Consider the following 19,113-nt stretch of genomic DNA (forward strand, 5'->3'; position numbering starts at 1 on the left):
CCTAATAAAACCGATAAGCTAAAGTGACTTTCTTTACTCGCTCTGCGGGTAATGAGAGATCTTGATGGGTAGTTAATATGACACAGCCGCCATTATCGGCATGTTGCATAAAGAGTCGCTCTAATTTTTCTACGCCTAATTTATCGATAGCGGTGAAGGGTTCATCCAAAATCCAAATTTTAGCTTGGCTTTGCCACAATCGCGCCAAAGCAATACGACGATGCTGTCCTGCACTTAAGTGAGAAGCGAGCGCATCCTCAAAACCTAATAAATTAACTTCTGCTAATGTCACTTCGGCTGTTTTGCGATCTAAGCCATGCAAAGTGAGGTTAAACTCAAGATTTTCTTGAGCGGTCATCTCGTCTTTAACACCGGGCAGATGCCCTAAATACAGTAAATCTTGATGAAATATTTCGCGGTATTGAGCAATGTTTTTATTTTGAAAAGAAACACAGCCGTCATAAGGCTGAGAAAGACCGGCAAGAATACGCAATAAGCTAGTTTTTCCTGCGCCATTGGGCCCTTCAATTTGTAGAATGTCGCCCGCACAGATACTTAAGTTAAGCGCTTCAAATAACACACGGTCTTCACGTATACATGTTAAGTTGTTCGCACTTAACAAGTTTTTCGTGTTCGATAGCGTAATTTTATTTTCAATGTTTAGGTTTGACAAACTTCTTCACTTAACTCGTTATTACACGAAGGTATTGGTAAAAGTCGTTATTGAGTAATAACAACGACCGAGTGTAACCTGATCGCTGCACACAAAGGGTATGATACTATATCGTTCAAAAAAGGCTAGTAACAGATATTCCGTTGTTATGAGCATTCTAAATTACCGTTAAGTGATCAATTTATGAAATAAATTCGTATGACAATATAATTGAATTAATAGCATATTATCATAGGCATGGATAATTCCTTTGCTTAGTTAATTACGATAATATGTCGTTAGAAGTAGCGCTAAAAAGGAAACTCATGAAAAATCTATTGTTGATTACTCTTATTGCTTTAACGCCATTTACTTTTAAAGCACAAGCAGGCTCAGTTATTACTGAATCTAACAATGTAGAAGCGTCGTCGCAGTGTTTAGCCTTTATGCAGCACAGTGAAAAGAAATTGCATGCAAAAGAAAAGCTAGACCTTTGTAAGTTCACAGCTGGTAAGGCAATATTAATTGTAAATACCGCTAGCCATTGCGGTTTTGCACCCCAGTTTACAGCGCTTGAAACCATACACAAAGCATATAAAGATAAAGGCTTAGTCGTTATTGGTTTTCCTTCAAATGACTTTTTCCAAGAAGAAGATAATGAAAAAGATACCGCTGACATTTGCTTTGTAAATTATGGTGTAACATTCACGATGTTATCACCGGTGCATGTATTTGGCAGTGAGGCTCATCCTATTTTTAAACAACTAGCCGATGAAACTACCGCACCAAAGTGGAATTTTTATAAATATTTGGTTAGCGCGGATGGAAAAACGGTTAAACACTTTAACAGTCGCGTAAAACCTGATTCAAAAGAATTTATCAACGCTGTTAACGAAATTTTATAGAGAACATTTATGTCAAGATATGCAGGGCAAAGTAAAGAAATTCATGATTGCACCGCGAAAACTGGTGTGCTGTTAACTAATTTAGGAACGCCCGATAGTCCTACGCCCGGTGCGCTTAGACGTTACCTGCGTGAATTTTTATCTGATCCACGTGTGGTAGAAATTCCCCGCTTGATTTGGTTAGTTATTTTACATGGCATTATCCTTAGAGTGCGGCCAAAAAAATCGGCTAAGTTATATGAAAGTATTTGGACAGAGCAGGGCTCGCCTCTATTAGTGATTAGCCAACAACAAAAAGCTAAAGTTGAAAAAGCCCTTACCGATAAGTATGGCGATAACGTCATCGTCGATGTTGCCATGCGTTATGGTAATCCTTCAATTGGCAACGCGTTAGAAAGTTTTCAAGCACAGGGCGTTAATAATATTATTGTTCTGCCTCTGTACCCGCAATATGCGGGGCCAACTACAGGTGCTACGTTTGATGCTGTGTTCAATAAAATTAAAACCTGGCGTTGGATCCCAAGTATTCATTTTCAAAGTAGTTACCATGATAAGCCGCTTTATATTAAAGCATTAGCGGCAAGTATTAATAACCATATAGCCGCTCATGGCAAACCCGATAAGTTGGTTTTTTCTTACCATGGTATGCCAAAATATTTTCTAGAGCAGGGCGATCCATATTATTGTTTTAGTCATAAAACTACGCGTTTAGTGGTTGAAGAGCTTGGTTTAAGTAAAGATGATTATGTGATGACTTTTCAGTCGCGTTTTGGCAAAGCAGAATGGCTTAAACCCTATACGGATGAAACATTAGCAAGTCTTGCTGAAGCAGGAAATAAACATGTCGCTATTATTAGCCCAGCCTTTAGCGCTGACTGTTTAGAAACTTTAGAAGAGTTAGTTCACGAAAATAAAGAAATATTTATTACTGCGGGTGGTGAACAATATCACTATATTGCCGCACTAAATGACGCAGATGCGCACATTGACGTTATGCTTGATTTAATAGAGCCACATATCACTTAATAACCTAGGTGATTTTAAGCTAGTTTATATTTTACCAAGAGCCAGAAACAAAAAAACGAAACATAAGTTTCGTTTTTTTATTTATCTTTAGTATTAACTAAAGAAAGTTTTGCACTTTAGATTAAGATGCAACTACGTTTTCAGCTTCAGGACCTTTTTGGCCTTGTTTTACGCTGAAAGTTACCGCTTGACCATCAGTCAAAGTACGGAAACCGTCACCAGAGATTGCACTAAAGTGAACAAAAACGTCAGCGCCGTTTTCTTGCTCGATGAAACCGAATCCTTTAGATTCGTTAAAAAATTTTACTTTACCAGTTACTGTATCAGACATACTAACATTTCTCGCAGATCAAAAATTAAAGTTTAGCCAAAATGGCCATATGCGGAGTAAATGCTCTCTACCTAAAAGAAGGCAAAGAAAGGTTTCCAGTAACACATATTAAAGCGTCTAGGCTGATCATAGGTCTATTGACCACAAGATCTCTCCTTATCCCGAAACGCAAAAACTCAACGCGAAGACATATTAACACAATAGAATTTAGGAATCTCTAAAAAACACTAAGATTAGCTGACTTTTTTAAAATAAAAAAAAGCCAGCTAAGATGCTGGCTTTTATGATTTATTTCGAACTAATCAGCTAAATTTCAGCTATTTGGGCTTTCTGGTCAACCATTTTAGCGATGGTAGACTCAGCTTCGGCTAACTTAGCTTTTTCTTTATTGATAACAGATTCAGGGGCTTTGCCAACAAAACTTTCGTTATTCAGCTTGCCTCGAACACGGTCTGCATCTTTTGATAACTTATCAATGGCTTTATCTAAACGCGCTAATTCAGCATCTTTATCTATTAATCCTGCCATGGGTATTAATAGTGATAAATTGCCAACAACAGCGGTTGCTGAAGCAGGGCCATTATCATCGCTGGCGAGTACAGTAATACTGTCGAGTTTAGCTAAGGCACTAATAAATTGCTCGTTTTCCGTTAAGCGACGTTGATCATCAGCGCTAACGTTTTTTAAAAGCACAGGCAACGGCTTACTAGGGGCAATATCCATTTCGCCGCGAATGTTACGAATAGCAACAATAAGTTGTTTAACCCACTCTAAATCGTCAATAGCGGTTTGGTCGCATTGGCTTTCATCAAACTGTGGGAAGCTTTGAATCATAATGCTATCGCCAGTTTTTTCAAAGTTAGTCAAAGGCACTACACGCTGCCAAATTGTTTCAGTGATAAACGGCATAATAGGGTGCATTAAACGCAATAAAGCTTCTAAAACAGTAACTAAGGTATGACGGGTTCCACGTTGTTGCGCTTCATTACCTTTAAATAGCACAGGTTTAGTGAGCTCTAAATACCAGTCACAGAATTGATTCCAGGTAAATTCGTATAAAGCCTGTGAAGCAAGATCAAAGCGATAAGAGTTAAACGCTTCATGCACTGTTTTAACTGTTTGTTGAAATTGTCCCATAATCCAGCGATCAGCTAATGAAAACGTCATTTCTCCAGCTGGTTGGTTTGATGACGTTCGACCACAGTCAAACTCTTCAGTATTCATCATGACATAACGGCTGGCATTCCATAATTTATTGGTAAAGTTACGGTAACCTTCAAGACGTTTCATATCCCAGCTAATATCACGACCGGTAGTTGCTACAGACGTTAAGGTAAAACGTAAGGCATCAGTACCATGTGCTTCAATACCGTTTGGATATTCTTTCTTGGTCAGTTTTTCAATTTTAGCGGCCAATTTAGGCTGCATCATATTACCAGTACGTTTTTCTAATAAGTCTTCAAGAGAAATACCATCAATCATATCTAATGGATCAACAACATTACCTTTTGATTTACTCATTTTATCGCCATTTTCATCGCGAATAAGGCCGGTCATGTAGACTTTTTTAAATGGTATTTGTGATTTGCCATTCTCGTCTTTGTTGAAATGCATGGTCATCATGATCATACGAGCAACCCAGAAGAAAATAATATCAAAACCGGTTACCAAAACATCAGTCGGGTGAAAAGTTTTTAAATCTTCAGTTTCTTTTGGCCACCCTAGGGTAGAGAAAGTCCATAATGCTGATGAAAACCAAGTATCAAGCACGTCATCGTCTTGTTTTAACTTCATATCATCGGCAATGGTGTTGTTAGCGCGAACTTCAGCTTCAGTTCGACCCACATAAACTTTACCATTTTCGTCATACCAAGCTGGAATTCTGTGTCCCCACCAAAGTTGACGTGAAATACACCAATCTTGAATGTTATTCATCCAAGCAAAATACATGTTTTCGTATTGCTTAGGTACAAACTCAATTTGGCCGTCTTTTACTGCATCAACTGCAGGCCCTGCTAATTTTTCAACACGTACATACCATTGGTCAGTCAATAATGGCTCGATAATTACACCAGAGCGATCGCCGTAAGGCGCGACTAAGTCATGCTCTTTTACTTCAACTAATAAACCTAATTCGTCAAACTTAGCCACGATGGCTTTTCGGGCAACAAATCGGTCCATGCCAGCAAATTCAGCCGGTAATGCGGTGTCGTAGGCATTACAGACTTCACCTTTGGTATCATAGATTTCAGCGGCGGCTAATACGGCAGCGTCTTTATCAAAAATATTGATTTGTGGTAATTGGTGACGCTTACCTACTTCATTATCGTTAAAGTCATGAGCAGGGGTGATTTTTACACAACCTGTGCCTTTTTCCATATCAGCATGATCATCACCAACAATGGGAATTAAGCGATTAACTAAAGGTAATAATACTTGCTTGCCGATTAAATCTTTATATCGAGGATCTTCAGGATTAACGGCAATACCGGTGTCACCTAACATGGTTTCAGGGCGCGTGGTTGCTACCACTAAATAATCTAGACCTTCAGCCGTTTTTGCACCATCAGCTAACGGATAACGCAAGTGCCACATGTGGCCTTTTTTATCTTTGTTTTCTACTTCTAAATCAGAAATAGCGGTATGGAATTTTGGATCCCAATTCACTAAGCGTTTACCACGGTAAATCAGGTCGTCTTCAAATAAACGAACAAAAACTTCTTGGACCGCTTCAGACATACCATCGTCCATGGTAAACCTTTCACGTGACCAATCTATCGAGTTACCTAAACGGCGCATTTGCTTACCGATTGTGCCACCCGATTCTTCTTTCCATTGCCAAATTTTATCAATGAAACCTTCACGGCCATAGTCGTGACGGGTTTTATCTTCTTCTGCGGCAATTTTACGTTCTACGACCATTTGCGTTGCGATACCAGCGTGGTCACAACCGGTTTGCCATAAGGTATTTTTACCTTGCATACGTTGGTAACGAATTAAGGTGTCCATTATGGTTTGCTGAAAAGCATGGCCCATATGCAAACTACCCGTTACGTTGGGCGGTGGAATAGCAATGCTGTAGCTGTCGCCTTCACCTGTCGGGCTAAAGTAACCTTGTTCTTCCCAGCTTTTATACAGGGATTGTTCAATGTCAGAGGGGGTAAATGTTTTTTCCATCAGAGTTTCCGTCAGAAGATTTTTAACTGGTTGTATCGATAGTTTGCGGTGCACTAGCCACTTGGTGAGCGACATTGAAACCCCATTGGCGACAAGTACGAAAACGGTTTCGAGCTTGCTCTTTTAAGGTTTCATCGGCAGGTACAAAATCTATCAGATGCGAAAATTGGTTAGCGAAGTTGGGTACTTCGCTAGTTAAATTAATTAAAACCGCACGGCGATTTTTGGGTGCTTGCCAGCTTATTTCGACAGCAGCACCTTGCTTTGGACCTTCACCAATTAAATTGTGTGGTACAAAGCTGTCGGGATCAAAAGCCCATAACATTTCGTCGATATCATGCGCGCTTTGTTGATCTTGAGTATAAATAAATACTCGCTGATTTTGTCGGTAAAAGTGAGCCGCTTGCAGACAGGCATAATGCAGGTGCAACTGTGCTTCAGTTACACCTGTGACTGTACTTTGCTCTTCTATACTGTAGAACATTGCTTGGGTTAACATGACGTTATTCCGCGTATAAATTCACTGAGAATTATTCGCCTTGCTCAGCGCCAGCGCGATTTAATAAAAACTGCGTTAACATGCTTACTGGGCGGCCTGTTGAGCCTTTGTTTTTACCGCTGCGCCATGCTGTACCAGCAATATCTAAATGCGCCCAATGATATTTCTTGGTAAAGCGAGATAAGAAACATGCGGCAGTAATTGTGCCTGCTTCTTTACCACCTAAATTGGTAAAATCAGCAAATGGACTTTCAAGTTGGTCTTGATAGTCGTCCCATAAAGGCATACGCCATGCTCTATCGCCACTTTGCTCAGAAGCATTTAATAACTCATGCGCCAGTGGATTATGAGTACTTAATAAGCCTGTTGCATGCGCGCCCAAAGCGACGACACAAGCACCAGTTAAGGTGGCAACATCAATAACAAGTTCTGGATCAAAGCGTTCAACATAGGTTAGTGCGTCACACAAAACCAAACGGCCTTCAGCATCGGTATTTAATACTTCAACAGTTTGTCCCGACATAGTGGTTAATATGTCACCAGGACGATATGCGTTGCTGCTTGGCATGTTTTCACAGCCCGCTAAAACGCCAATAACATTGATTGGCAATTGCAGTTCTGCAAGGGCATGCATAGCACCTAAAACACCGGCGGCACCACCCATGTCATATTTCATTTCATCCATGCCTGCGCCTGGTTTTAATGAAATACCACCACTGTCAAAGGTTAATCCTTTACCGACGAGTACTAGTGGTTTTGAATCATCGCCAGCACCATTATATTTAATAATGCTCATCAGTGACTCATTCACAGAACCACGGCCTACGGCTAAATATGAGCCCATGCCGAGTTCTTCCATCTCTTTTTCGCCAACAATTTGCGTAGTAACATTGTCGTAATCGGTACCCAAAATTTGCGCTTGTTCAGCTAAATAGGCAGGATTACAGATGTTTGGCGGCATGTTCGCGACGTTTTTACAGGTCGTTATACCTTCAGCAATCGCCAAAGCATGGTTAATGGCGCGTTCGCCAATCGGTAATTCACGGCGCGTTGGTACATTAAAGACAATTTTACGTAAAGGACGACGAGGCTCTTCTTTACGGGTTTTTAAACTGTTAAAACTGTAAAGGCAATCTTGTGTTGCTTCAATCGCTTGACGAACTTTCCAGTAAGTATCACGGCCTTTAACATGTAATTCAGACAAAAAGCACACGGCTTCCATTGAGCCGGTTTCATTTAAGGTGCTAATAGTTTTACTGATAATTTGGCGGTATTGGCGTTCGTCTAATTCACGTTCTTTACCACAACCGACTAGCAATACGCGTTCGCTAAGAATATTTGGCACATGATGCAACAACAACATTTGCCCTGACTTGCCTTCTAGATCGCCACGACGTAACAGGTTACTGATATAACCTTCACTAATTTCATCTAGTTGCTCAGCGATTGCCGACAAACGACGTGGTTCGAAAACACCGACGACAATACAGGCGCTACGTTGCTTTTCCGGACTGCCACTCTTTACACTGAACTCCATGATGTCTCCTAATTTGACTCAAATGCGTATATTTTATAGAAAAAATACTAATAAGCTTGCTAAAAACAGTAAATAATCGCTAAGCTTGCTTTTAATTGTATTCGGCTAAAGGCTATAATTATAGCCGGATTGCACAGCATTACCTGTTAAGCTTACAATTAACTTAATGCTAAAAATAACAAGTTTACGCAAAAAATGGCTGTATGTCAGAAAAAACTAAGTTTTTATAGGATCACTTTGTGATTATATTTCGTTATTTACTCAAAGAAGTTGCTAAAACCCAACTTGCGGTATTTCTTGTCATTATGACAATATTTATCAGCAATAAATTCGTTCGCGTACTTGATGATGCCTCGGAAGGTGGCATACCAGGTCATTTGGTGATGACATTTATTGGCCTGAAAATACCTGATCTTGCTGGCATGATTTTACCACTGAGCTTTTTTCTTGGGGTTTTATTGGCGTATGGTCGCATTTACGCTGAAAATGAAATGACGGTTTTGCATGCCTGTGGTGTAAGCGAATGGTATGTAGTGCGTGTGACCTTAATACTGGGTTTTGTTACCGCCATTATTACCGGTATATTCACGCTTTATTTGTCGCCGATGGCTGCAGAGTATGAATATCAAGTCAAAGATCAAATAGCGGCCGACTCAGGATTAAGCTCACTTATTGCCGGTCGCTTCCAAACAACGGGCAATAAAAAAGCGGTGGTCTTTATTCATGATAAAAATAGAGCTGACAATACATTTGAAAAAGTATTTGTTGCTCAATTACCTGACGAAAAAACACCAAACGCAAGTGTTATAGATTCTAGCTTAGTTTATGCCGCAACAGGACAAGTGGTTGAAGAGGAAACTGGCTTACAACGCTTGATATTGTCGGCAGGTACACGTTATCAAAATGACATAAAAAATAAAGAATTTCGCCAAGTTGCTTTTGATAAATATTATATTCAAATTCAAGATCAAAAAGTGGCGCACAAACGACGTAAACTCAGTGCTATTCCAACTTCAGAACTTTATCAAGATCAAACACCCGAAACGAGCGCCGAAAGCCAATGGCGAATCGCCTTCCCATTAGCCTGTATTATTATGACTTTGGTGGCAGTGCCGCTGAGTGTAGTTAATCCGCGCCAAGGTAAATTTGGTAAAATGTTACCGGCGCTATTACTGTTTTTAAGTTACTTCTTGTTACTGACAGCGGTTCGTTCCGGCATAGAAAAAGGCTCTGTTCCGCAATATATTGGTTTGTGGCCCGTGCACTTTGTTGTGCTGGTGTTGGGATTTAGTTTGTTGGTGAAAGGAAGAACGAGTGGCCGGAAGTTTAAAGCAAAAATAGCGATAAATAAGGGTGCTGCATAATGCGTATTCTAGATATGTACATAGGTCGCATTATTGCCTCGACGACTTTTCTCACCTTGGCAGTATTTGTCAGTTTGAGCGGTATCATTAAATTTGTTGAACAAATGAAGTCAGTCGGCAAAGGTAATTACGATTTAGCTCATGCTGCGCTTTATGTGCTTTATGCTATTCCGCAAGATGTTTCGTTATTTTTCCCCATGTCAGCGTTAATCGGCGGCCTAATTGGCATGGGTATGATGGCAAGTAGTAGCGAACTGATTGTTATGCAAGCAGCAGGACTTTCTCGCCTCGATATTATTAAATCAGTCATGAAATCAGCCTTGCTGTTGATTGTAGTCAGTATGGCCGTTGGTGAATGGCTTGCGCCTCAAGGTGAGGCTGCAGCGCGACAAGTGCGTGCTCAGGCTATATCAGGTGGTAGTTTAATTTCATCGTCGGGAGGTACTTGGGCGAAAGATGGCGATTACTTTGTTCATATTGGTGAAGTACAAGATCAAGGCTCTTTAAAAGATATTCAAATATATCGTTTTAATGAACAGCTTAAGCTATCAAGTTGGGTGTCGGCCAGCAGCGCAGTTTATCAAAAAAATGCTTGGCAACTACGCGATGTCACTGAAACGAAGATCAGTGCGACAGAAATTACTAAAGAAAGCCAAGATATCATGTCTTGGAGCTCAACGTTAACCCCTGACAAATTAGGTGTTGTAACGGTAAAACCAGAGTCATTATCACTTAGAGGCTTAAGTGATTATTTAGATTACTTAGATGCCAATAAGCAAGATAAGAGTCGATATTTGTTAGCATTTTGGCGTAAAATAGCACAACCTATTACGTTGGCTGTTATGCTTTTAGTGGCGCTATCTTTTATCTTTGGTCCATTGCGCTCAGTTTCTATGGGCGCCAGAATTATGATGGGTGTGGCAACAGGGATTTTATTCTTTATTGTTAACGAAGTGCTGGGATCGCTCAGTTTGGTTTATCAACTCCCCGCCATTTTTGGTGCGTTTATGCCTAGCATTATTTTTGTCAGTATTGCTTTGTATTTAATGAATAGACGCGCAAGTTAGCGTGATTAAACAATTTAAATAGTTAAACCCAAAGATGAATACCACGCGGTATTCATCTTTGGGTTACAGTATTAAATTAGTTAGAAGAGTTAAAGCCTGCCACGATTTGCCTCAAGGGTTAACAGCACCACCTCAGTATTCGTAAGCCTGTCTTGAAGGCTTAATTTATTTTTTCTATCAACTAATACGGTAAAATTACCCAAGCCGAATAATGTTGGCAATAAGCGTTTTAAAGCCGTAGTTTTAGAGATTAAGCTACCGTCTTGATTTTGCACTTTTAAACGCCAGGCTTTCATTCCTAATGTTTGGCCACTTTTAGACCAAAACCAGATAAAAAACATTGATACCCAGCCTAGTTTCCAAAGCTCATTTGGCCAAAGCAACCACGAAGTATTTCTGATGGTATCACTTAAGTGCTGATAGCCTTGCAAATCAAAAAGTCCAAAATGAACCATTAGTGAAATAATTAAAAATGAAGCTGCGCCTGCGGTCATATAAACAGCAACCGCGATTAAAGCGTCATAAAGCCATGAAGCCAAACGACGTCGAAAGCCAGCACGCGGAAAAGATGAACTAGAAGTTAATGACATAGCCATATCAATAGAAAAATTTGCGCTAGTTTAGCAAAAGGCATATAAAAGTATAAGTAAGAGTGTAATATTTAATTTGCAGCGATACTTAGCGTAGTTAATGAAATATTAAATTTAAGAATTTAAAGTAGGTTTTTTAATAATGACCCTTTTTGCACCACACGGCACGTTGGCAATAACAATAGAAGACAATATAATCTTGATTGATGCACAAGGACCGTGGAATATTAACTACATAGATAATTTGCATCAGCAATTACTTTTGGCTGTAACTCAGGTTGACTATAATAACTTCGGTGCTTTATTCACCCCTAAAGGTGAAGCTATTAGTGTAGAAGCGGGTGTTGAATATCACGCTGATTTTATTCGCCAAGGCAATACTAAAGCGATTGCATTAAACCTTGCTCATTGTACTACGCCATTATTAGCTGAAAGCTTATTTAGTAAAATTTATCGCTCTGCCGGAGTCAAACATGCCTTTTTTGATAATGCATTTGATGCCAGACATTGGTTGGAAAAAGAGCTAGCGGCTTCAGCTATTGTCGCATCATGAACAAATAAACAGCACTCAAGCGAGAATAGAAGAAAAACTATTGCCAACAGAGTAATTTTTCGTATAATGCCTGCCTCTTCAAGAATGTTTTATATTTTGAAGGTATAATTATTTTACATCCTAAAGTAGAAACACGATTTATTTAGTTTGCAAAGTATAGCGGCGGTAATGTGTCGTTGTTTAGTAAGATAGTTAGAAAAATAGTTTATAAAGAAATCAGTTTTTAAAGTAAAAAATGACTTCTTTGCAAATTGCAAAACGGGCGTAAAGCCTTTGCCAGCGTGATGAAATTGGTATACATGGGGGATTCAAAATCCCCTGTCGAAAGACGTGTCGGTTCGAGTCCGACCGCTGGTACCATCATTTATAAAACCCTGATTCGAAAGAGTTGGGGTTTTTTTATGTCTGAAAGATTATATTAAAATAGTTAATTCATGATCCGCTATAATACGCGTGTTTATCAAATGATATTAAAAAGGCTTTTACATGGCAGCTTCAGCGCACGCACTTCACATCTTGGTTAAGCACAAAGAAATTGCAGAAGATATTATTAAGCAGTTGGGTAAAGGAGCGAAGTTTCAAACCTTGGCTAAAAAGTATTCGACATGTCCGTCGGGTAAAAAGGGCGGCGATTTAGGTGAATTTAAACGAGGTCAAATGGTACCTCAGTTTGATAAAGTCGCCTTTAGTGGCGCTATATTAGAGCCCCACTTAGTTAAAACTAAATTTGGTTGGCATGTCATTAAAGTGCTTTATCGGACTTAATTTACAACTAGTGTTTATTTGAATACAATTTATTTTCAAAAGTCATCTGCCGCAAGGTGAGTCGGTTCGAGTTAGTCTTTCAGTGCCAATTTAGAAGCCCTGTTCTTACTCTAACGTATTTTTTTCCGACTAACTGTACATTATAATGATGAATTTCCTAGATTATTTATAGTGAAATGTAACAGCCAACTTATACCAAGTTGATTAATCAAATTGGTATTAAATAAACTTACGTGTGATTATTCACATGTCATGAAGAACATTTTATTATACTACGCATATTTTATTTAGAGACTTCTATGTTTAGAGCAATTTCAAGAGTGTTACTTATAGCGCTGATATTTGTTGCCTTTGTTGGGCAAGCAATAACCTTTAATACCTCTATGTCTTGCGAAACTTCAGTAGATTCTCTTTCTCCCAACTTCAGTGAACTTGTAAAACATTACGACTTAAGCACAATAAATACAGATAACTCAGAAGATTGTTGTGGTATTGAATGTTGTGATGTTGGTTGTACTTGTATTGCCAATGCCTGTTCATCGTTTGCATATTTTAATATTGAAATCGTTTCAACTAAAGCAACCGCTTTAAGTGAAACTTTATTTATCCAACAGTCTGAGCAACCTAAATCTATCTCCACTTTGCTTTATCGCCCTCCCATTTTTATCTCATAAGCACTTAGTACGCCCTAAATTGCGTACAACGTAAAACTTATCAAATTAATGAGCACTATTGTGTTGAATTATTACCAAGTGACACCTGAGGTAAAAATGTTTAAAAAATCGATGAAAATGGCAGTAGCAATACTGTTAATACCAGCATTTGCATACGCGAATGAAGATATACAAGATCAAAAGAATGGACATGCTCATCATGAGGAGCAAGAGCATCATGAACATAGCGATAGTAGTATTGAAAGAATTCAAGTAAGAGCTTCTCGTTTAGGTCGTATTGTCACTGAATCGGCAACACGAACCGAAATTATTAACGGCGAAGAGATACAAGAAAAAGCGCTAATGCGGCCCGGAAATATCTCTATGTTAGTGGCTGAAACGGGCGGTGTTAGAGTACAAACTACCTCGCCTGCGCTAGGCAGTGCCAACATTAGGCTGCAAGGAATGTATGGGCGCTATACACAACTCCTAAGTGATGGCTTACCTTTATACGGTGGTCAAACAGCTTCCATTGGCCTGTTGCAAATACCACCTACAGACCTAGCAAATGTAGAGATAATTAAAGGCTCTGCTTCATCTCTTTATGGTGGCTCTGCACTTGGTGGGGTAATCAATCTTATTTCTCGAACTCCCTCTGATGTTTATGAAGGAGAAGTGTTGGTCAACGTTACCTCTAAAAACGGTCAAGATATAACGTCGTACTTTGCCACTCCTTTAACTAGTGACTCAAGCGCATCAATTACGACTGGAGTTCATCGCCAAAAAGAGCAAGATTTAGATGACGATGGCTGGATCGACCTGGCGGGCTACAAAAGGGGCAGTGTACGCCCTCGTTTATATTGGCAAAACGACGATGGAGCGAATCTTTACGTTACATTGGGGGCAATGAAAGAGCAAAGGAATGGCGGCACTTTAGCTGACGCTACTGTGCCTGATGGTAATGAGTTTCCTCAAACACAGGATACTCTTCGAACCGATATTGGCTTTATTTATGACCAACCTTTAGGGGAAGTTCTGAATATAAATGTGCGTGGCTCAGCAATGAATCAAGATCACGAGCATGAATTTGGTACTGTCCTCGAGGGTGATAGCCACGAAAGTTACCTAATGGAGTCTAGCATATCAGGGTATTCTGATAAAACGGCTTGGCTAGTCGGGTTGGCACTTCAATCTGAAAAGTTCGAATCTGATACCTTTCCTGAATTTAATTATACGTATCGAGTGCCAGGGCTATTTTCGCAACTTGATTATGAAGCAAGCGATGATACCTCCATCTCTCTTAGTGCTCGTTCTGACAAGCATAGCGAATACGGTACGCAAGTAAGTCCTCGTATTTCATTGTTATATAGTCCAGAAAGCTGGTCGATTAGGGCGGCATATGGAAAAGGCTTTTTCGCGCCAAGCCCATTTATTGAAGACATTGATGAAGCCGGGTTATCTCGCCTTGAACCGTTAGAAGACCTTGATGAGGAAAGAGCATCTACAGCTTCAATAGACTTTAGTTATGTTGCGGGCAGTTTAGAAACCAGCTTGACATTATTTGCCTCAGAAATCGAAAACGTTACTGAATTAGAAGTAATAGATGGTGTTAATGAATATTCGGGCAAACAAGTTCGCATTATCAATGCCGCTGGTGAAAGCGAAATTAGCGGGGCTGAATTATTACTACGCTATCGCTGGCGAGATATTAAATTTACGGGTAGCTACTTATATACCGACGCGACTAAAGAAGGAGACTCTGGCCTTGGCCGGGCCCCCTTAACGCTAACGCCGCAACATTCTGCTGGCCTTATAGTTATGTGGGAAGAACACGGTAGTCATTTGTTAGGGTTTGAAGCTTACTATACCGGAACACAGCATCTTGATAACAACCCGTATCGTGAGCGAAGCGAGCCTTATTGGCACTTAGGTCTGTTAGGTCAAATAACGCTTGGACAAATCAGTTTATTTGTTAATGCCGAAAACTTGTTAAATGTGCGACAAACGAAGAAAGACTCTTTAGTGTTGCCTGAGCAGGCCGCTAGCGGTCGATGGACAACAAATATTTGGTCAAGAAATGATGGTTTTACCGTTAATGCTGGTTTACGTTTTCAATTCGGCGGTTAAAGCCACAATAGATTAGGATAAAAACTTATCGGTCGGGTTATAGCTTATTAAATTATTGAGCGTTAGCACAGTTACTTATAGTTATAACCCAATTCAAAAAAATGATATTTTCTGTTGATATAAAATCATTAACCTAGGGTATTCAGCCTATGAAAGTCCCAAAAAAGACAGAAATTATTACTGCCTAAATAGTTACTTTTTCCGACTATATAGCCATTAACATCAATGTTTTTTGGCTATTAACAATGATCAAAATACGATGACATATCTTTATTCTGATGGACAACTAAGCTACATATTTAGCCAGTCGTGGAGTCAGATTGGGATGACTTCAAAGTGCGCATTGTGGAAGTACCAGAGTCGTAGTTACTAAGGTCTGCTTCAAGCCTCAAAGCCGACTGTGGAGTTCAACCTTTAGATGTTAACTATGATACAAAAGTCATCGTTGATCGAATAAGAAATCAAAGTTCGCGTTATTAACATTCGAATTCACTAGCGTCGGATAAAACTCCGTTAGTATGCATATATTGAATTTTACCACCTTGTTTTAGGCTAATTTCATGAATATAGAAATAGATAATTTAGCCTATAAATCAATGTTTTGAGTTTATAGTAAGACCAACGAATGACATGTCAAACCAACTGATTACAAGTCAGTTGCTAGGTGGTTATCTGCGTTGAATATACTGGTCTGTAGTGATGTTGCTGTGTTGAAATACAATAATTAGCACCACTGAACTTTAATCAATAACACTACTGAAATACTTATTTTAACTGGTTTGTATTACTCATTTTGATGATTTACATCTTATTATTGTATGAATTTAATGATCTAATACACTTTTTCGAGTAAAACGAACATCATTTTATGTTTGCTTGAATTATGCAATTAATTTAATTGGTTGATGAGCTGTGGTGTGTCAGGTTATTTTACAGCTAAGATGTAAATATAGGATCTTTTTTTTTATAGTGTTGAAATTATTGTGTATTATTTAATTGGCGTGTTTATTGCTTTTATAAAGCAGCAATAAGTGATGACGTTTCACTTTTAGCATTTATCTTCCAAAACGGTTGGAAGGGATTATAAGGAATATCACATGAAAATTAAATTTTTAAAGGCTGCGATTGTTGGCTTAGTTTTATCTGTTAGTAGCTTTGCTCATGCTGGGTTAATCACAACAAATGGTGGTTCAGCAGTGGGTGGTTTTTCTGGTAGTGAAGTATATGGGCAAAGTTTTTTGGTCGGCATAGACAATGTACTAGATTCAGTGCAGCTGACTGGTCGTAGTACTAATGGAGTTAACCAGGGCGTAATCTATGAATTATTTAAATGGGATGGTGCTTTGAATCGAGTTGTAAATGGTTCATTATTTACCACTAGTGGCAACTTGATTGCATCGAACAGCCTATTAGACATCAATATAATGACAGGTGGTTGGGAGTTAATAACAGGTCAAAAGTATATTTTTTCTATGCGTCACGATGATGCAAATGGATCTGGAAATTGGGGATTTGGAGCTTCTGGCACAAACGATTATATTGACGGTGGATTCAATTATTCACAGATAACAAGTAACAGATATTTAAATAATAGTTGGACCGCCAATTTTGGTGGGGTTAGCAGAGATTTGCATATACAAATGAATTTCAGCGCCAGCTCAGTCCCAGAACCATCTACACTTGCTATTTTTGCATTAGGGATGATTGGCTTAGCATCACGTCGATTTAAGAAGCAATCTTAATTCTACTGATTGCCTATCAAATTAATTATCGATGATGGTATGCCTGAATAAACCCATGTAACCCAATGTTGTCGATAATCATCAAGAAGCATCTTCCAATTAGGTCGGTGTTTTTTTTGCTCATAAAGCTGCGTTATTCGACTAAGATGGATTTGTAATGCCAGCTATAAATCCTAAACTTGCCACAGAAAACCTCAAATCCCTGCTTTTTCTTATGACTGCAATGTGGCATTAGTTATCCTTAAAATATCAGTTCCCAACGACTGCAATGAGTTTAACCTGGCCCACAAATAAGCATTAAACTTTGATTAGCGTTACCCTAAAAATGAACATAGTTTAACAAAGACTAATGTTAGCGAACGGTGGTTTCGATGATTACAAAAGCCGAGGCCGAATTATTGCAACAAGTTCTGTAGAACAGTAGGTGCGAAACATGTTGCATTGGTAGGGGCTTCCCCGGCGCCAATTCAAACGGTATTGCCTAATCATGCAGCTTTTGATTTAAGTAAAGTCAACTTAATGAATTATACCAAGTTGATTAATCAAATTGGTATTAGTACTGTTTATTAAAGCATAGAGTTTGTTTTATTGATTTCAAAACCAGCGAAAAATTACGAGTATTTATTAACAGGTAAAGTGTCGGTTTGCTATATCCGCTCCACTTCAAGGTGTAGGTTTCAGCTAGTTGAGAAAAGGTTAGGTACACAGGTTAATTGTTCTAGACTGAACCTAAGTACCTACAATGCAAGTAAATAAGCGATAACTGACTTATTTTAATGGCTAAACTTCATCGGTATTTTTATAAAATACATAAGGTATATTATCTTTTTTTGCTTGATACATGGCTTTATCAGCACTTTTAATAAGCGAGGCGGTGTCTTCACCATGTTCAGGATAAAAAGCGATACCTATGCTGACACTGGTTTTTATCTTATGCCCCGCTATTAATACTGGCTTTTCGAACAAAGCACTTATTTTTTCTGCAATTCGTGCGCTGATTTCTACTGATTCGTGAGATTGTGCGTCTAGGTGTACAACAAATTCATCACCGGCAAATCTTGCCAGCATATCACTTGCACGTAATCCAGCACGAAGCGTTGTGGCAATGTGTTGCAATAGTAGGTCTCCAACATCGTGACCTAAGGTGTCATTTACTTGTTTAAAACCGTTTACATCCATAAACATTATCGTTTCGGTACGCTGCCAACGAGCCGCTCGAATTAACCAGGGCCTTAGATAGTTATTAAATGCCCGCCTGTTATTTAAGCCGGTTAATTCATCTCGATTGGCCAATTGATACAAATGCCGCTCATAAGCTTTACGCTCAATGGATGACAAAATGGCTAAACCAAGGTGGCGACTGTTGTTAGTCGACTTTATTATGTACTCTTGTGCGCCGCCACGTATCGCGTCAAGCGCTGTTTTTGTGTCATCATGACCACTCAATACCACTATTGGGGAGTCTGGGCTCAGTTCTTTAATGGTTTGTAGGTTTTCTAATCCACGACCATCGCCTAAGTTTAAATCTAATAATATTACATCGTAATATGACTCTTTTAGGGCTATCAGTGCAGCGTCGATAGTATCTACACGAGTTAAGGTAAAATGCTCGGTATCAAATTCTTTAGTGCAATCACGTTTGACTTGCCTAGCGTCGCCATCGTCATCTTCAATATGAAATATTCTCAGCGTTGATTGAGTCATGTGCTACCTGCTTATTCCTAGTTAATAATTAATTTTTTTTATACTTTTTACTTAACTTTCGATAAACGCGCAAAATGAATGAGTCATATAAATCTCATACATTATCTGATGATTTTACCTGGCACAATATTGATGTAGTGCGTTTTTAAGCTTAACTATTTATTAAAATAAATGTTTATAGTTAGGCATTTTTTAGTATAAAACAGGTGCTTCATTAATGAAGTTGGTGTAATAAACGCTAAAAATTTTGCCAAGATTCATTTTATAATACGCCATGATGGTTATTTTAAATAGTTTAAAGCTAATTGTGATGTATATGCAAAACAATGTAAGCACAGGGATGTTTGAATCCTATTATTCAGGTATAGCTATCAATTAAATTTATTGACTTAAGAAAGTCCCCACCAGCGGTTTCTGTAAC

At 38.9% G+C, this 19,113-nt stretch carries 16 protein-coding genes and 1 tRNA gene; 10 read left to right on the plus strand and 7 right to left on the minus strand.

All coding sequences use genetic code 11. The annotated features are described in order from the left end of the window. Position 1: 1 nt before the first annotated feature. Positions 2–646, minus strand: coding sequence for a cytochrome c biogenesis heme-transporting ATPase CcmA (ccmA, locus tag B5D82_RS00715; protein WP_081154219.1), 645 nt, complete (start codon positions 644–646; stop codon positions 2–4). Between the two features lie 332 nt (positions 647–978). On the opposite strand from ccmA, the gene B5D82_RS00720 reads away from it, so the two are divergent. Next, entirely contained in the window at positions 979–1,557 is a 579-nt protein-coding gene (locus tag B5D82_RS00720; RefSeq protein ID WP_081148420.1) for a glutathione peroxidase, read from the plus strand. A 9-nt stretch (positions 1,558–1,566) separates the two neighbouring features. Then, positions 1,567–2,583 (plus strand): ferrochelatase, encoded by a 1,017-nt coding sequence (hemH, locus tag B5D82_RS00725; RefSeq protein ID WP_081148421.1) that lies wholly within the window; start codon positions 1,567–1,569, stop codon positions 2,581–2,583. 121 nt (positions 2,584–2,704) lie between these two features. Here the strand turns inward: hemH and B5D82_RS00730 are convergent, their stop codons facing one another. The 4 genes from B5D82_RS00730 to pepA all read right to left on the minus strand — a co-directional run bounded on the left by B5D82_RS00730 (position 2,705) and on the right by pepA (position 8,127). Further along, positions 2,705–2,914 carry a cold-shock protein gene (locus tag B5D82_RS00730; protein ID WP_077286195.1) on the minus strand — a complete coding sequence of 70 codons (210 nt, stop codon included), beginning with the start codon at positions 2,912–2,914 and terminating at the stop codon, positions 2,705–2,707. Between the two features lie 306 nt (positions 2,915–3,220). Then, positions 3,221–6,091, minus strand: a complete 2,871-nt coding sequence (locus tag B5D82_RS00735; RefSeq protein WP_081148423.1) for a valine--tRNA ligase — start codon at positions 6,089–6,091, stop codon at positions 3,221–3,223. Positions 6,092–6,113: 22 nt separating this feature from the next. Beyond that, the gene (locus B5D82_RS00740; protein ID WP_081148424.1) at positions 6,114–6,590 is read right to left on the minus strand and encodes a DNA polymerase III subunit chi; all 477 of its coding nucleotides are present in this window, start codon (positions 6,588–6,590) and stop codon (positions 6,114–6,116) included. Positions 6,591–6,621: 31 nt separating this feature from the next. Then, positions 6,622–8,127, minus strand: a complete 1,506-nt coding sequence (pepA, locus tag B5D82_RS00745) for a leucyl aminopeptidase (RefSeq protein ID WP_081148425.1) — start codon at positions 8,125–8,127, stop codon at positions 6,622–6,624. Positions 8,128–8,366: 239 nt separating this feature from the next. Between pepA and lptF the strand changes: the two genes are divergently transcribed. Beyond that, positions 8,367–9,491, plus strand: coding sequence for an LPS export ABC transporter permease LptF (gene lptF, locus B5D82_RS00750; protein ID WP_081148427.1), 1,125 nt, complete (start codon positions 8,367–8,369; stop codon positions 9,489–9,491). Then, a complete protein-coding gene (gene lptG, locus B5D82_RS00755; protein ID WP_081148429.1) occupies positions 9,488–10,558 on the plus strand; it encodes an LPS export ABC transporter permease LptG in 1,071 nt (356 codons plus the stop codon). Before lptF ends, lptG begins: the two co-directional genes overlap by 4 nt. 89 nt (positions 10,559–10,647) lie before the next feature. Here the strand turns inward: lptG and B5D82_RS00760 are convergent, their stop codons facing one another. After that, positions 10,648–11,148, minus strand: coding sequence for an RDD family protein (locus B5D82_RS00760; protein ID WP_081154221.1), 501 nt, complete (start codon positions 11,146–11,148; stop codon positions 10,648–10,650). Between the two features lie 142 nt (positions 11,149–11,290). On the opposite strand from B5D82_RS00760, the gene B5D82_RS00765 reads away from it, so the two are divergent. The 6 genes from B5D82_RS00765 to B5D82_RS20095 all read left to right on the plus strand — a co-directional run bounded on the left by B5D82_RS00765 (position 11,291) and on the right by B5D82_RS20095 (position 16,988). Then, a complete protein-coding gene (locus B5D82_RS00765; protein ID WP_081148431.1) occupies positions 11,291–11,701 on the plus strand; it encodes a hypothetical protein in 411 nt (136 codons plus the stop codon). Positions 11,702–11,976: 275 nt separating this feature from the next. Beyond that, positions 11,977–12,061, plus strand: a tRNA-Leu gene (locus tag B5D82_RS00770). A gap of 126 nt (positions 12,062–12,187) precedes the next feature. Beyond that, positions 12,188–12,466, plus strand: a complete 279-nt coding sequence (ppiC, locus tag B5D82_RS00775; RefSeq protein ID WP_081148434.1) for a peptidylprolyl isomerase PpiC — start codon at positions 12,188–12,190, stop codon at positions 12,464–12,466. A 299-nt stretch (positions 12,467–12,765) separates the two neighbouring features. Further along, positions 12,766–13,140 (plus strand): hypothetical protein, encoded by a 375-nt coding sequence (locus B5D82_RS00780; protein ID WP_081148436.1) that lies wholly within the window; start codon positions 12,766–12,768, stop codon positions 13,138–13,140. A gap of 96 nt (positions 13,141–13,236) precedes the next feature. Next, positions 13,237–15,246: a TonB-dependent receptor plug domain-containing protein gene (locus tag B5D82_RS00785; RefSeq protein ID WP_081148438.1), complete on the plus strand. Its 2,010-nt coding sequence runs from the start codon at positions 13,237–13,239 to the stop codon at positions 15,244–15,246. Between the two features lie 1,097 nt (positions 15,247–16,343). Next, positions 16,344–16,988 (plus strand): PEP-CTERM sorting domain-containing protein, encoded by a 645-nt coding sequence (locus B5D82_RS20095; RefSeq protein ID WP_081148439.1) that lies wholly within the window; start codon positions 16,344–16,346, stop codon positions 16,986–16,988. A gap of 780 nt (positions 16,989–17,768) precedes the next feature. On the opposite strand, the gene B5D82_RS00795 is transcribed toward B5D82_RS20095, so the two are convergent. Continuing rightward, entirely contained in the window at positions 17,769–18,692 is a 924-nt protein-coding gene (locus B5D82_RS00795; protein ID WP_081148441.1) for a GGDEF domain-containing response regulator, read from the minus strand. Positions 18,693–19,113 lie beyond the last annotated feature (421 nt).

Origin of the sequence: Cognaticolwellia beringensis (genome assembly GCF_002076895.1) — a bacterium.
Classification (GTDB): domain Bacteria; phylum Pseudomonadota; class Gammaproteobacteria; order Enterobacterales; family Alteromonadaceae; genus Cognaticolwellia; species Cognaticolwellia beringensis.

Bases quoted from the DNA above. Each gene is read 5' to 3' on its own strand.
- B5D82_RS00720 (WP_081148420.1), top strand. From the start codon at position 979: ATGAAAAATCTATTGTTGATTACTCTTATTGCTTTAACGCCATTTACT.
- hemH (WP_081148421.1), top strand. From the start codon at position 1,567: ATGTCAAGATATGCAGGGCAAAGTAAAGAAATTCATGATTGCACCGCG.
- B5D82_RS00730 (WP_077286195.1), bottom strand. From the start codon at position 2,914: ATGTCTGATACAGTAACTGGTAAAGTAAAATTTTTTAACGAATCTAAA.
- B5D82_RS00735 (WP_081148423.1), bottom strand. From the start codon at position 6,091: ATGGAAAAAACATTTACCCCCTCTGACATTGAACAATCCCTGTATAAA.
- B5D82_RS00740 (WP_081148424.1), bottom strand. From the start codon at position 6,590: ATGTTAACCCAAGCAATGTTCTACAGTATAGAAGAGCAAAGTACAGTC.
- pepA (WP_081148425.1), bottom strand. From the start codon at position 8,127: ATGGAGTTCAGTGTAAAGAGTGGCAGTCCGGAAAAGCAACGTAGCGCC.
- B5D82_RS00760 (WP_081154221.1), bottom strand. From the start codon at position 11,148: ATGTCATTAACTTCTAGTTCATCTTTTCCGCGTGCTGGCTTTCGACGT.
- B5D82_RS00765 (WP_081148431.1), top strand. From the start codon at position 11,291: ATGACCCTTTTTGCACCACACGGCACGTTGGCAATAACAATAGAAGAC.
- ppiC (WP_081148434.1), top strand. From the start codon at position 12,188: ATGGCAGCTTCAGCGCACGCACTTCACATCTTGGTTAAGCACAAAGAA.
- B5D82_RS00780 (WP_081148436.1), top strand. From the start codon at position 12,766: ATGTTTAGAGCAATTTCAAGAGTGTTACTTATAGCGCTGATATTTGTT.
- B5D82_RS00785 (WP_081148438.1), top strand. From the start codon at position 13,237: ATGTTTAAAAAATCGATGAAAATGGCAGTAGCAATACTGTTAATACCA.
- B5D82_RS20095 (WP_081148439.1), top strand. From the start codon at position 16,344: ATGAAAATTAAATTTTTAAAGGCTGCGATTGTTGGCTTAGTTTTATCT.
- B5D82_RS00795 (WP_081148441.1), bottom strand. From the start codon at position 18,692: ATGACTCAATCAACGCTGAGAATATTTCATATTGAAGATGACGATGGC.